The sequence below is a fragment of the Mixta intestinalis genome (genome assembly GCF_009914055.1).
GTDB lineage: Bacteria > Pseudomonadota > Gammaproteobacteria > Enterobacterales > Enterobacteriaceae > Mixta > Mixta intestinalis.
The window spans coordinates 3,957,907-3,972,251 of record NZ_CP028271.1 but is presented as its reverse complement, the minus strand read 5'-3'; the positions used below and the strand labels follow the sequence as shown (position 1 = coordinate 3,972,251).

The window sequence follows — 14,345 nt, the reverse complement described above, 5'->3', positions numbered from 1 at the left end:
GCAGCGGAAACGGCATCAGGGAAGCAGAAGCGGCAGATCGCTGAGCTGATGAAAAGGCGCGGGGCGTGAGAAAAAATAACCCTGCGCGGCAAAGGCGGTTGACTGGCGAACCTGCTCCCACTCTTCGGCGGTTTCAACACCTTCAACAATCACGCCCTTGCAGTAGCGGTTGATCAGCGCCAGCAGCATGGTGAACAGGCTGCGTCCTTCTTCACTGCCGCGTAGCAGGACAAACAGCTCGCGTGCCAACTTGATATAATCGTAATTTAGCTCGGTCAGCGCGGAAAAATTTGCCATTCCCGAACCAAAATCATCCAGCCATAGCGCGCCCAGCTCCGGCATCTGCGCCACAATTTCTTCCTGCGGTAAAACATGATGCTCAACCAGTTCGAAACGAACCCACGGCAGGCGGGCGATTAACGCCCGCAGCGGCGCATGATGCTGTACCGCGAGCAGCGTCGGGCCATCGATATTAACAGAAGCAACGCGATCGGAACCGAGGAAAAAATGTTCCCGGCTACCCAGCAGCTCCAGCTGTTCATAGATAATCGCTAAGCGTTGCCCGATGCTCAGCGCGGCAAAATAACGCTCCGGTGAAATCCGCTGCTCCGGCGCGGAGGGATGCGATACGGCGGTCAGCAACTCAATTGCCATCAGACGCCCCGTCACCTGGTAAATCGGTTGAAAGGTGTAAGAGCGCTGGCATGTCAGCCAGTAATGCTGCGGTTCCTGATGTTGTTGCGAGGCAATTGAAGAAGGAAACCGATAGCTGATTTTCTTCATCCTCATGATTTTTTTCCCGGTTAGCAGGCTATGTCCTCAGCCGAGGGCAGCACGTGGCGCAGCTTCACTGGCTTACGCCACGTTGAGGCCGCCCACTTTATCAGGCATAACAACTTCCAATCGTAACAATAACGTTGTGATTTACGGTTTGATCGCCGCTTATATCAGCAGGTTAGCCACTTAAGTTAAATTAAAACACCGTTTTAAAATATTGACTCACCGCGGTCCCCGATAGAGACTAGGACAAATTTTCATGACGGGGTAACCATGATGGCAGCGAAAAAAATAGCGGTAATCGGCGAGTGCATGATTGAACTTTCACAACAGGGCGATGCGTTGAAGCGTGGCTTCGGCGGCGATACCCTGAACACAGCCGTTTATATTGCGCGTCAGGCAGATGCAGCGCAGCTGACGGTGGAATATGTCACCGCGCTCGGTAACGACAGCTTCAGCGGTGAGATGTTGGCCGCCTGGCAACAGGAAGGGGTAAATACACACCTGGTGCAGCGCATGGAAAATCGCCTGCCCGGCCTGTATGTAATTGAAACGGATGCGCATGGCGAACGTACTTTCAGCTACTGGCGCAACGAGGCCGCCGCACGTTTCTGGCTGCAAAGTCCCCAGGCGGAGGAGATTTGCCAGCAGCTGTTGCAGTTTGACTATTTCTATCTCAGCGGCATTAGCCTGGCGATCCTGCCCGCAGAAGATCGACAAAAACTGATGACGCTGCTGGCCGCCTGCCGTCGCAACGGCGGTAAAGTTATCTTTGATAACAACTATCGCCCGCGCCTGTGGCCGAGCCGTGAAGCCGCGCAGCAGGCTTATCAGGCGATGCTCGACTGCACCGATATCGCTTTCCTGACGCTGGATGATGAAATCGCCCTGTGGGGCGAAGCGTCAGAGGAGCAGGTTATCGCCCGCACCCGCGCCGCTGGCGTGAGTGAAATTGTGATTAAACGCGGTGCAGATGCCTGCCTGGTTGCGCTGGAAGATGCGCCGCTGTTGGAAGTCCCGGCAATACGGCTGGAAAAAGAGAAGATTATTGATACGACCGCCGCGGGTGACTCCTTCAGCGCCGGTTATCTGGCGGTACGTCTGTGTGGCGGCAGCGCTCAGCAGGCAGCCGAGCGCGGACACCTGACCGCCAGCACGGTAATTCAACATCGCGGCGCAATAATTCCGTTGAGCGCTATGCCGCAATCCTGACGGCGCGTATGCTGTTACTTTCCGCCATCGCACAGGAGAGTAAGAGATGCTTAAGGTTTGGGGGCGTAAAACCTCGTCGAATGTACAGGCAGTGATGTGGTGCATCGGTGAACTGGCGCTACCGTATCAGCGCGTTGATATCGGGCACAAGTATGGCGGCAATCATACGCCGGAATTTCTGGCGATGAATCCGAACGGGCTGGTGCCGGTACTGCGCGATAGCGAAAGCCAGCCGCTGTTTGAGTCTGCGGCGATAGTTCGTTACCTGGCCAGCCGCTACGGCAACGAAGAATTTTGGCCCCATGAACCGCTGGCGCGCGCGGAGGTAGATATCTGGGCGGAATGGGCAAAATCCAGCGTCTACGTGGCCTTTATCCGTCCCATCTTCTGGCCAATGGTGATGCAAAAAGAAGAGCGTGATATTCAGGCGGTGAAGCTGGCGATAGATAATCTGGCGAAATTGCTGAAGATTGCCGACGATCGGCTGGCACAGCACGATTATCTGGCAGGCGACAGCCTGACGGTAGCGGATATTATGTTCGGCACGCTGCTTTATCGCTACTACACGCTGGATATTACCCGTCCGATATTGCCTGCGCTGGAAAACTATTATCAGCGCTTAACACAGCGTCCGGCTTATCAGGAACACGTTATGATCTCCTGGGATGAACTCCGCAGCGGACTACACTAAGTTAGTAAACATTCACATCATCTCTACAGGGCGGACGCTTTAGGGCGTACCGCCTTATTAATCTTACTGTTTCTCTTATTTATCTTATTAACCATAAAATGTTCTGGTTTTCCCACTGTTGCTGGTACTAAGCCTGACTGTTTCTTACGATAAAAATCAACAACAATGCTGATGTTTATCTCCTAATTCAAATCGCTTTTTTTGCCGCCAGGCTAAATCTGAAATGCTTTTTTGCCACCAGGAAACGCTGGACGCGCAGCGCCATCACCGCCAATGATAAATAAAGGCCGCCTGGTTTTTATCCTTTTGCGGCGGCGCTGGCCTTTAACCATCACGTTTATCAGGACAGGTTATGAAAGCAGATATTTTCAATCTATGGCCGCACGGCGATGCGCCTGGCGCCAGCCAGTCTTCCGCCAGGCCGCAAATTATCGACTTAGCAAAAGAGTTCGAACCTTATAACCGCGCGGCCTCAGGCGTTCGCTGCCCTGAACTCGCCGTCTGGTATCCGGAAGAATCGAACGGCACCACGCTGCTGGTAGCACCGGGCGGCAGCTTTACGCGCATTATGATCGATAAAGAAGGGAGTTCGCTGGCAACCTTTTTTACCGCCATGGGCTACACCTTAGCGGTGATGACCTACCGCCTGCCCGCTGACGGCCATCATGAGGGGGCCGATGCGCCGCTGGCAGATGCCCAGCGTGCGGTGCGCCTGTTGCGCGAGCGCGCTGCTCGCGGACTTAACGGTAAACGCGTTGTAATGCTTGGCTTTTCCGCTGGCGGTTACGTAGCGGCCAGCCTCGGCACACGTTTTACGGAAAAGCTTTATCCACCGCAGGATGATATCGACAACCTGTCACCGCGCCCCGATGCGCTGGTGCTGGTCTATCCGGTGATCACCATGCGCGACGGTATGGCGCACGCAACATCACGCCAGCGGTTACTGGGCGACTGGCCAGATAATAAGACCGTTGAGGCTTATTCACTGGAAACGCGCGTCAGCCCACAAACGCCGCCAGTGCTGTTGATTCATGCGGTAGACGATGAAAGCGTGCCGGTAACCCACAGCATGGCCTTCTTCAGCGCGCTGCGTGAGCAGAAAGTACCGGTAGAGCTGCACTTCTATGAACGTGGCGGTCACGGCTTCGGCATGCGCAACCTGGCTGACTCCCCGCTGGCGAGCTGGCCGATGTTGGTAACCGAATGGCTGCGAGCGCAGAAAACCGCTATCCCCGCAGGTTAATTATGCTGACAGCCACAGCAATGCAGTAAGTGTGCGCTTACATCGGTAAGAAAAGCACCGGACAGGAGCGGGTCAGAGCGATAATGTTTTCTCTGACCCGCCCCATTTCAGGACTGCGGCGCAGGAATATCAGAAACCTCGGTTTGCCCTCTTCCGGCGTAGCCACTACCGGCGCAGGCAGCGGTGCCATAATTTTTTGCCAGCTGTCATGCAGTGCCTGGATATTTGCTTCCGGCTCGCCCTGCGGCTGCATTAATACCATAGTCAGCTCCTGTGAAAGCTGCTGACGCAGTTCCTGATTCAGCGCCGTTAGCGTCAGGCTATTGAGGAAATCCTGCCGGAATTTTTGATACTGCTCCGGCGCGATATCCACTACCGCATTCTGCTGCGAACGCAGACGCTGGCTCATCAGCACATCGGTATCGGTGCGTGCATAGGTGGCGAACAGTTTGTTCAGCTCGGTGGTTTTCTGCGCCATCAGCGCATCAAATTCCATCTGTGGCAGGCCGTTATCACGCACGTTTGCCAGCTCACGCGCAATCAACAGCATATTCTTTTCCAGCGTTTCCGCGCTCGAATCCACGCTGATCGCGCACTGCGCGCGCTGATAGAGCACGCGACAGTCGAAGCCTACCTGAACGCCCTGCGCCTTGCTGTCGGACAGCGCGCGCTGCACATGCCAGAACAGCGCTTCACGCGCCAGGTCACTCTGCCAGTAACGGATCAGATGTTGTGATTCACGGATCGGTTGCCAGGGCGTATCCCATATCAGCGACAGGCGATCCTGCTTCAGCGCCGGATTGACCAGCACCACCGGCTGCGTGGACAACGGCGTCAGAGTGGGAACGGGCGCAGGGGTTTCACGCCGTCCTTCCAGCGGTGAAAATGCTTTATTAATCTGTTCGCTGAGCGCGCGGCTGTCGATATTGCCCACGACAAACAGCGTCATCGCATCCGGCGTATACCATTGCTTATAGAAACTGTCGAGCTGCTTAACATCTACCGGTGCCTTCGGCGCTTCAGCTGGATCGTGCCCCAGCAGCGTTGAGCCTTTTAGACGATAGCGCCACCAGACATCGTGAGGATTAGGTGGCCAGCTGGCCCCTGGATCGTAAGAGTTCAGCGCGGTGTTAACGACCTGCTCATTAATGGTCATTTTGCCCGCCGTGGCGGCGAGCCAGGCCAGCGCATCCTTTAACAGATCGGGGCGGTTATTCGGCAGGCTAAGGTTGTATTGCGTAAATTCATAGGAGGTGATGGCGGGCGGCAACGGGCGGCCTGGGTCCATCGCCTGCTGCCAGAGCGCACGCTGCTGCGCCGGATCCAGCTCGGTGTTATGCACCATTGCCAGGCGAGGAAGCAGGTGGCTAAAGCCGGTCTGTTGGGCGTTTTCCATCAGCGAACCGGTATTCACCATCAGGCGGATTTCCACGCGATCGCTGGGACGCTGTGGCGTACTGAGCACCTGCCACTTAAAGCCGTTATCTAATTTTCCCTGCTGCCAGGCGGGATCGGGTTGGAGTGTTTCAGCCTGCAACGTGCCGCTAACGGCCGCCAGCAGCAGCCCACCAACTAAAAGTCGAATTCTGGTGCCCTGCATGTGAACCCCTAAATTACCCACTTAGTCTTATTGATGACGCGCGATAGTCAGGCGTTATCGTCCTGATGATAACGCACGGCGGGCGTACCGCAGTTAGACCACGCAAAAACAAGGTTGTCACCCAACGAAGTGAAATATCATATAAAAAGAAATTTAACCGTGTTTTTGCCTGCGCACGTGGCAGCTTGTGACCTTACACAGTCTTTGTGGGCTTTATTATGCAAATGCCTGGAGGAAGGGCAAGCAACGGCAAGCGCAGATAACGTTTTTTTGCAAAGTTTTATAATTTTAACGAATTTTCCCATCAGAAACTGGTTATAACACGTGCAAATCGACAAAAAGGAGAGCCGGGATATTTTTATCAGCTTCAGGCTCGCCCGAAATCTGACAATAAAGAAAGGAATTTTGGTCAGAAGGCATAACGTGAAAAAGCGTCGTCTGTTTTCAGACGACGCCTCGTTAAAGGGCAAAATCTACTGCGGCCATCATGCTATCAGCGAGTGGTCTCCGATAGCTTTTTCGCTTTTTTGGCTGGAGAGAGCGTATCGTTCAGCTGCTGTTCATCCAGCTGACCAACCCGCTTCGCAACAACAATCGTCGCTACGCCATTACCTACAAGGTTAGTCAGTGCTCGCGCTTCCGACATAAAACGGTCAATGCCAAGAATCAGTGCCAGCCCGGCTACCGGCAGATGGCCTACCGCCGATAGCGAGGCTGCCAGCACGATAAAACCGCTGCCGGTAACGCCCGCCGCACCTTTTGAGGAGAGCAACAGCACTACCAGTAGCGTTATCTGATGCACAATATCCATATGGCTGTTGGTGGCCTGCGCGATAAATACCGCCGCCATCGTCAGGTAGATAGAGGTGCCGTCAAGGTTGAAGGAATAGCCGGTCGGAATCACCAGGCCTACCACCGATTTTTTACAACCCAGCTTTTCCATCTTATCCAGCATACGCGGCAGCGCAGACTCAGAAGACGAAGTGCCAAGCACAATCAACAGCTCTTCTTTGATGTAGGCGATAAATTTAAAGATATTGAAGCCGGTAACGCGGGCAATCGTGCCCAATACCACCACCACAAACAGAATACAGGTGATATAGAAGCAGATAATTAGCTGGCCCAACTGCACCAGCGAACCGACACCATATTTACCGATAGTAAAAGCCATCGCGCCAAAAGCGCCGATGGGAGCAAGGCGCATAATCATATTGATGATACCGAAAATGACCTTTGCGAAATTTTCAATGACGTTGAAAATTAACGTGCCTTTATCGCCCAGACGATGCAGCGCGAAGCCAAACAGTATGGCAAACAGCAGTACCTGCAAGATATTGCCGCTGGCAAAAGCGCCGATGACACTACCGGGGATAATATCCATCAGAAAAGCCACTACCCCCTGCTGCTCCGCCTGCTGGGCATACACGGCCACGGCTTTGGCATCCAGCGTATTAGGGTCGACGTTCATTCCCGCGCCTGGCTGAAGAACGTTAACGACGATCAGCCCGATAATGAGGGCAATAGTACTGACAACCTCAAAATAGAGCAGCGCGACCGCACCGGTGCGCCCTACCGCCTTCATGCTTTCCATACCGGCGATACCGGTCACCACCGTACAGAAAATTACCGGGGCGATAATCATTTTAATCAGCTTTACAAAGGCATCGCCCAGCGGCTTCATCTGAGCGCCCAGTTCCGGATAAAAGTGACCAAGCAGAATGCCGATAGCGATTGCAGTAATCACTTGAAAATAAAGACTTTTGAACAACGAGGTTTTCATAGAATCGTATCCGTTGACGGCGTAGGGTCCAGCGATAGCTATTATCATCAACAAAAGGTTGCACAAAAATAACACTGCATTAACAAGATTGATATAATCCATTTCTGTTTCTGCGGGGCATAAGCACAATTTATGAACTGAAACGCTTCAGTGCCTTTAACCATAACTAAAACTCAAGATAAGACGCTGACTGCAAAGATTTTCATTATCAAAACAGGGGGAAATACGGGAAAGTTAACGCTACAGAAGCGCGATAACGCGCTGCTGAAATCATCAGATGGTAGGGCAGAAAAAGGCGTACAGATCGTCAGATCTGACGCCATACATAGGGTTTTCAGAGGTCAGATGAGCAGGGAATGGTTGCCAGCCACTTCTCGAAATCGGCCAGGGAAAGCGGGCCATCGAACAGGTAGCCCTGGCCGATAGTAATACCGCGCGCCAGCAGCCAGTCGCGTTGCGCTTCGGTTTCCACGCCTTCGGCAATCACGCCCAGATCAGTAATTTCCGCAATTGCCGCCACGATCCTGACCATGGAGTCATCATCGGGCAGCATTGAAACAAAGCTGCGATCCATCTTTAGCTTGCTGATCGGCAGCGATCGGAACTGATGCAGGTAGCTGAGGTTGGCGTAGCCGGTGCCGAAATCATCCAGTGCCACCGCCACGCCCGCTTCCTGTAGCGCGCCAAGCAGGCTTTTTGCCTGAGCGGCATCGCCAATCTGCGCGGTTTCCGTCAGCTCCAGTACCAGACTGCCGGGACGAATTCGATGACGCTCCAGCAACTCCTGTAAATGCCAGACGGTGCCCGACTCGCGCAGCTGTAAAGCGGAGATATTAACGTTCAGCGGTAACAGGATGCCGCGCTTCTGCCAGCCCGCCAGCACGCGGCACGCCTCTTCCAGCGCCCAGCGCCCCAGCGCGCTAATCACGCCGATCTCTTCCGCGTTGGCGATCAGCTCCTCCGGCAGGCTGTAGCTGCCATCGGGTTGACGCATACGCAACAGCGCTTCCGCACCAACCAGCTCGCCGCTGGCCATATTAATTTGTGGCTGGAGAAATAGCGCAAACTGCTCCTGTTCCAGCCCCTGCAGAATATCGTGCTCCTGCGTCAGGCGGCGCTGCGCCCGCTCGGTAAGCTGCGGATCGAAGAACAGAATCTGGTTTTTTCCCTGATGCCGTGCCGACATCATGGCAGAAACCGCCCGCCCCAGCAGCTCCGGCGCGCTCAACTCCATGGCATCACGTTGGGCGATGCCAATGCTGAGCGTCGGGCGCAACTGCACCTGTTGCAGGCTGACCGGCTGATTCAGGCGATTCATCAGATTACGTGCCAGCCGATAGGCGCGGAACGGATTGTTGGCTTTCTTCACCAGCAGCGCGAAATCGCTGACGCCCAGCTGACCGACCACGGTACGTTCTTCAATCACTGCGCGTATTTTTTCCAGCAGCGTCAGGGTCAGCGTATCGCGCTGCTCCTCCGTCAGCACGCCGTTCGCCTCTAATAGTGTTTCAATACGTACCACGATCACGCTGAACGGCCCGCTGTGAGCGGCGGCTTTCAGATGCTGTTCCAGCAGCGCCAGAAACAATGTGCGGTTGGGCAGATCGGTCAGGGCGTAATGAGTCGTCAGGCGGCTCATCTCATCATGCACCGATTCCAGCACCTGCTGGTTACGGTTATAACTGCGGATCAGCATGCCGATCTCATCGTCATGATGCAGCTTCGGCAGCGGCAGCTTATGGGTCAGGATATCCTGCGGCGGCAGATCCTGTAACGTACCGGCGATATCACGCAGCGGATGGATCACCAGACGGTTGATGCACCAGCTGATGGCGACGGAAAGGATCAGTGCCAACAGCAAATAGGTTGTCAGCATAGTGGAGATGGTGCTGAGGATAAACTGATAGACGCGCCAGGAGTCCGCCTGCAATACCAGATAGGCCAGCGGCTTGGGCGAGGCGGCGCTCTGCACTGAATAGAGCGGCACGGTAATCTGTACCGGTAGCTCAAACAGCCGGGCAATCAGCCGCGGCACCGGCCTTTCGTTATCAAAATCGGTATGCAACGCCTGGAAAGCATTCGGCAGGACCACGTCAGCGCGCGTCAGGATCCCGGCGGGTTTTAAAGCATTGAGGATGCGTTCGGCCTCAGGAATATCGGCGCGTAGTACCGCCTCGGAGAGCGGCTGGCGTACCGTATGCGCAATATTCTCCATCTGCTGGGCGTAGTCCGTTCTGCGCTGCTGCACAAAGTGGAAGAGCTGGATGACGATAAAAATACAGATGGTCACCACCGCAACGCCAGAAACCGTTGCCATCTGCTTGATCGTAAGTGACCGACTAACGCGCAAAGCTATTCTCCAGACCCCGGAAAGCGGGCAATAACGATAAAAGCAACCAGGAGTATATCTCATGGTTGCTGATTTTTAAGTAAAGATAGTGTCGGTGGTAAACCGATTGATCGTTATTTGAAGTCGGCGTAAGGCACCAGCGGCTGCGGCGGCAGGTTAAGATCGCCTTCCCAGCCTGCCAGCGAGTAGCGGGCATAAATCAGACCATGGCTGGGGGTATAATCCTTCGCCTGCTGAATATCGACCGCCGCACCCAGTGTCCAGTGAGCGGTGAGACGGCGTTCCACTGCGGCGCGAAGCGTATAGCCAAAGCCGCTGCCAGAGCTGTCTGCGGAAGAATCGCTCGGACCAGTTTGGTAGCCAGGCCAGACCGGGTAACGCTGCTGCGCGCGCGTTTTGGAACGCGACCAGGAAACAGATCCACCAACGTCGAAAGACCAGTTTTCCGTGCGCTGCCGATAGTTCAGCGGCACCGCCAGCGAGAAATATTGCTGCGGGCTGTAATAGCCGCCCTGCCCAAAAGCGTAGTCGCTGAGATCTTTCTGGTAATGCCACAGCATGCTGTTTACGCCGATGGTGGCACGCCGATTATCTTCATTGATCCACTTATAATAATAGCCCGCCATCAGACGCTCGCGACTATTATCCGCGACGTTTTTGCCGGTGATCTGATGGGCGCTGAGATCGGCCCAGACGCCGTGTGCGCCGCCGCGATCGTAGCTCAGCCCAACCGAGCCGCCAGTTGCTACCACGCCGCCCCAGCTGCGTTCGCCCTGCGGGCTGGGATCGCGCGCGCCAGCATAGGCCAACAGCGAGCTGGAGATCGGACGCCGGGAGGCGGTAAACGTCAGGCCAATATCTTTTACATCGGTGTTCCAGCTAAGCCCGCCCACCCAGTTAACCACCTCAAAGCCCATCGGTGATGTACCGAAATCCGCCGACCAGCGCTCGTTCTGCCAGCCAATGCCAGGCGCAATCCCTTCCTGGCGCTGCTTCACATCGCGGTCACAGCCGGTGCCATTGTCGGCGCAGGTGCCGAACACCTCGCTATACCTGCCGTTCACGGTGGAGAAAGTGCCTGCCGAAACCTCAACGCGATCGACGCGTACAAAACTTTTGCCGGAGGCGAGCGGCGTCTCCAGCTGAAGCATAGTGGTGTGTGCCGTCAGATCGGAGATGCCACCGGTGCCCTTATTGCGCGAATAATCCTGCTCCAGCATCAGTGTGGTTTCCTGTCGCTGATACAGATCGGCGGCGTCGCTGCGGATACCACGCTTCAGCCAGTCATCATCGGGCTGATTGCGCATCAGACGGGTAAAAAGCAGGTTATTTTTCGGCAGCGCAGGCGTAATGCCGCTGGATACCATTGCCTGACGATAGTCCATCAGCGCCAGAGCGGGCTGCTGTTGTGCCTCCAGCCGGGCGGCGTCACGAAATACCAGCGCGCTGGTCTGCGAGGGCGATTCCTGCTGTGCGCGCGGCTTCAGCTGTTGATAAAGCTGGCGCGCATGGGCCGTTTCATCAACGCTCTGCCAGGCAAGCGCCTGCCGACGCCCGACGTTCAGACTCGCCTCGCCGCTGCCCGTGGGTAATGCGTTAAGCGCATTACGTGCTTCCGCCTTGCGGTTCAGCGCCACCAACGCTTCAATCTGCCCCAGCGCCGCATCCTGATTCTGCCGATCCTGTACCAGCAGGCGTTGATAGCCTTCCAGGGCCTGCTGCGGATATCCCTCCGCCAGCGCCCAGTCGGCCAGCGTCAAATCGCGACGCGGCGAGGCGGGTAGCTGATTCAGCAGCGCCGTCGCCGCACTGGTGTTACCAGCCTGACGCAACGCATCGGCCTGCGCATAGACTTTATCCTGCTGTAAACGATCGGCCAGTTCGCGCATATTCTGATTCCAGCGCGCCTGCGGCAGGCGGTTTAGCTGACGCAGCGCTTCATCGGCGCGGTCGCTGCCGGAGAGCCAGAGACTGTAAGCGTACACCTGCGCCGGATCGTCCGGCAGACGGCGCGCCATCGCAGCCATCAGCGCATCAGCCTGCTGCGGCTCGCCGGCGTTACGTAGCGCACCGGCTAACCGGTAATTAAGCCAGACATCATCCGGGGCATCCTGCTGCGCCTGGCGATATTTTTCCACCGCCTGCGCCCATTTTCCCTGCTGCGCCAGCACATCCGCTTCGGCGTGCAGAACATCACCACGCAGGCTGCTGAGCGTGCTGCCCAGCGCCCGCTGTTGTTCACCGTTCAGGCCATTGATAAAAGCGAGCGCCTTCTGCGGCGACTGCTGTTGATACAGCCCCACCAGCCGCCTGACCGCTGTGCTATTGGTGCGATCCAGCTGCCACGCCCGACGGAACAGCTGCTCCGCTCCGGCCCGATCTTTGCGCGCCTGCGCCACGTCGCCCAAGCCGATCAGCGCATAGCTGTCGCTGTTGTCCAGCGCACGCGCCTGCTGGTAGTGCTGCTCAGCACCAGTAACATCGCCTTTCGCCAGCGCTTTATCGCCGCTCTCGATCGCCAGCCAGTAACGGTTGGTCTGTAACAGACTTTGCCATTTGCCGACGCTGGTGCTCTGCTGTCCTGCCTGAATCGCCTGCTCCAGATAGCGCACCGCCCCGGCGCGGTTATTCGCTCGTGCCTGCGCCTGGCCCATTGCGCCCAGCAGATCGGCATCGCCTGGATTCAGCTTCAGCGCCGCCTGTAAAGCCGGGATCGCCGTCGCGCCATCGCCGTTATCCACCAGCGCCAGACCGCGCAACCGCGTCTGATAAGCGGGATCGGCCAGCATTTTCTGCTGACGCGCCAGCTCCTGCTCGCCGTTGCTGCGCGCATCGCCGCTGGTAAAGGTATCGAGATAGTCCCGCAGCTGCGCCACGCTTTGCGGCGTCACCGGCTGCGCCTGAATATTGCTCAACCACAGCTCGGCGGCACGATCGCGCCCGGCGGGATTATCCGCCAGCGTTTTCAACTCATCCGTCGCCAGGGAAGGGTTATCGTTCTGATACTGTAGCCGCGCCAGCTGCATCCTGACGCCGACGTTGCCGGGATAACGCCGATCCAGCGCCTGCAAATTAGCCAGCGCCGCCGGACGCTGCCCGTCGATACGCGCTACCAGGCTCCAGTATTCCAGCGCAATATCCACGCTGGGAAAATTACCGTTAAACAGCTTATCCCATGCGGCGCGCGCTTCCGGCACATGCCCGGAGGTCGCCAGCAGGCGCGCCTGCTGTAGCTGCTGACGCCCTTCTGGGCTAACCAACAGCAGCGCAGCCTGCGCTTCCCGCGTCGCCGGTGCATCGGGCGCGGTCTGTTTCAGCCGCGCCATAAACTGCTGTGCTTTTGCCTGGTCGCCCTGATGCAGCGCCAGGCGCAACTGTGCGGCAATCACCTCCGGGTTATCGGGGGCAATCTTCTCCAGCCGGTAGATCGCCTGAGTGACCAGATCATATTTATTGGTCGCCTCACCAACGCGCACCTGTTCCAGCAGCCAGGCCACCGGCGCTACCTCACGCGGCGCAGCCGTCTCTTCCGCCGCCAAAGCGGTACTGCCCAGACTCATCAGGCCCGGCAGCAACAGGCTCAGGCAGCGTAATCTCAGTTTTTGCATGGTTGCTCCCAGAGCGGCAGCAGATCGCCCTGCGCACTGAAACGAAAACGTTTCTCCTGCCAGCCGGTGCCAAACAGGGCCAGCACGCTACTGTAATAGGCATCGTTGCCGGGAGGCTGTTGCTGTACGCGCTGCTGTTGCGCCGTCAGAGCGAAAGAACCTTGCAGGAAAGGTAACAGCGCGGCGGAAAAGCCAACATTGCCCTGATTGGTCGTCGCGCCGGTCAGCACATTTACCCGCTCTGGCGGATTGCCCTGCTCTTCCGTCAGGCGCGCCATCGGCGCAAAGTGGTTCAACAGCGTGGCCTTACGCGGATCGTCATCGCTAAGCATGCCAGCCCATAAATAAACGCGGATCGCGTCATAGCTGCCCAGCGGCCCCTTCGACTTATCGGGACGCCAGCCGCTACCGCGCTGCCAGCGATACCAGTCGGGTGCCAGGCCTTTCGGCGCGCTCTGCTGTAGCAGTCGCAATGCGTTGCGATTAATCTCCGCCCACGGCCCCGGCAGATGGGCAACGCCCGCCAGCAGCTGTAAAGGCAGGTAGCTGGGGTTAATCATCCAGCTGTCATCATCAATAAAGCCATATTTGCCCGGCATCAGCATCAGGCCGAAGCCCTTGAGATCGGCGACTTCCTCTTTTGCCACCCGGCTCAGCAATAATGTTCCTGTGACCTGATAGCTTCGGCTGTGCCACAGACGGCTCGCCTGTAGCAGCGTCCAGCCGATCCAGAGATCGGCATCGGAGGCGGGATTGTTATCCAGCACCTGCCATTTCTGGCTGGCGCTCTCCTGCCCCCAAAGCCAGGCGGGCAGGCGCTGCGTCAGATCGCCCGCCGCCAGATTGTTCTCCGTCCAGTTCAACAGCAGATCGAACATCTGGCGGTCGTTCGCCGCCAGCGCGAAAAACAGCGCATAGCTCTGTCCTTCGGAAGTAGTGATATTTTTGCCGTCGCTGGGATCGATTACTCGCCCCTCTTCGCTAATGTAGTCGCGTTTGAACTGTTCCCAGTCGGGCCAGTTAGCGCAATCGGCGCTGGCGCTTACCGCCGTGACCAGCAGCATCAGCGCCATTGCCAACCGTA

At 56.7% G+C, this 14,345-nt stretch carries 9 protein-coding genes; 3 read left to right on the top strand and 6 right to left on the bottom strand.

All coding sequences use genetic code 11. The annotated features are described in order from the left end of the window. Positions 1-15: 15 nt before the first annotated feature. The gene (gene pdeH, locus C7M51_RS18400) at positions 16-789 is read right to left on the bottom strand and encodes a cyclic-guanylate-specific phosphodiesterase (protein WP_160622987.1); all 774 of its coding nucleotides are present in this window, start codon (positions 787-789) and stop codon (positions 16-18) included. A 264-nt stretch (positions 790-1,053) separates the two neighbouring features. On the opposite strand from pdeH, the gene kdgK reads away from it, so the two are divergent. The 3 genes from kdgK to C7M51_RS18385 all read left to right on the top strand — a co-directional run bounded on the left by kdgK (position 1,054) and on the right by C7M51_RS18385 (position 3,923). Beyond that, the gene (kdgK, locus tag C7M51_RS18395) at positions 1,054-1,989 is read left to right on the top strand and encodes a 2-dehydro-3-deoxygluconokinase (protein WP_160623703.1); all 936 of its coding nucleotides are present in this window, start codon (positions 1,054-1,056) and stop codon (positions 1,987-1,989) included. 46 nt (positions 1,990-2,035) lie between these two features. Further along, positions 2,036-2,680 (top strand): glutathione S-transferase family protein, encoded by a 645-nt coding sequence (locus C7M51_RS18390; protein ID WP_160622986.1) that lies wholly within the window; start codon positions 2,036-2,038, stop codon positions 2,678-2,680. A gap of 352 nt (positions 2,681-3,032) precedes the next feature. Continuing rightward, entirely contained in the window at positions 3,033-3,923 is an 891-nt protein-coding gene (locus tag C7M51_RS18385; RefSeq protein WP_160622985.1) for an alpha/beta hydrolase, read from the top strand. Positions 3,924-3,960: 37 nt separating this feature from the next. Here the strand turns inward: C7M51_RS18385 and C7M51_RS18380 are convergent, their stop codons facing one another. From C7M51_RS18380 to bcsZ, 5 genes are all read right to left on the bottom strand, one after another. Then, positions 3,961-5,523 carry a M16 family metallopeptidase gene (locus C7M51_RS18380; protein ID WP_160622984.1) on the bottom strand — a complete coding sequence of 521 codons (1,563 nt, stop codon included), beginning with the start codon at positions 5,521-5,523 and terminating at the stop codon, positions 3,961-3,963. Between the two features lie 493 nt (positions 5,524-6,016). Beyond that, a complete protein-coding gene (locus tag C7M51_RS18375) occupies positions 6,017-7,303 on the bottom strand; it encodes a dicarboxylate/amino acid:cation symporter (protein ID WP_160622983.1) in 1,287 nt (428 codons plus the stop codon). Between the two features lie 334 nt (positions 7,304-7,637). Further along, on the bottom strand, positions 7,638-9,653 hold the full coding sequence (hmsP, locus tag C7M51_RS18370) for a biofilm formation regulator HmsP (protein WP_208852107.1): 2,016 nt from the start codon (positions 9,651-9,653) through the stop codon (positions 7,638-7,640). Between the two features lie 113 nt (positions 9,654-9,766). Continuing rightward, entirely contained in the window at positions 9,767-13,261 is a 3,495-nt protein-coding gene (bcsC, locus tag C7M51_RS18365) for a cellulose synthase complex outer membrane protein BcsC (protein ID WP_160622981.1), read from the bottom strand. Further along, entirely contained in the window at positions 13,249-14,334 is a 1,086-nt protein-coding gene (gene bcsZ / locus C7M51_RS18360) for a cellulose synthase complex periplasmic endoglucanase BcsZ (protein ID WP_160623702.1), read from the bottom strand. The genes bcsC and bcsZ overlap by 13 nt, the downstream gene beginning before the upstream one ends. Positions 14,335-14,345 lie beyond the last annotated feature (11 nt).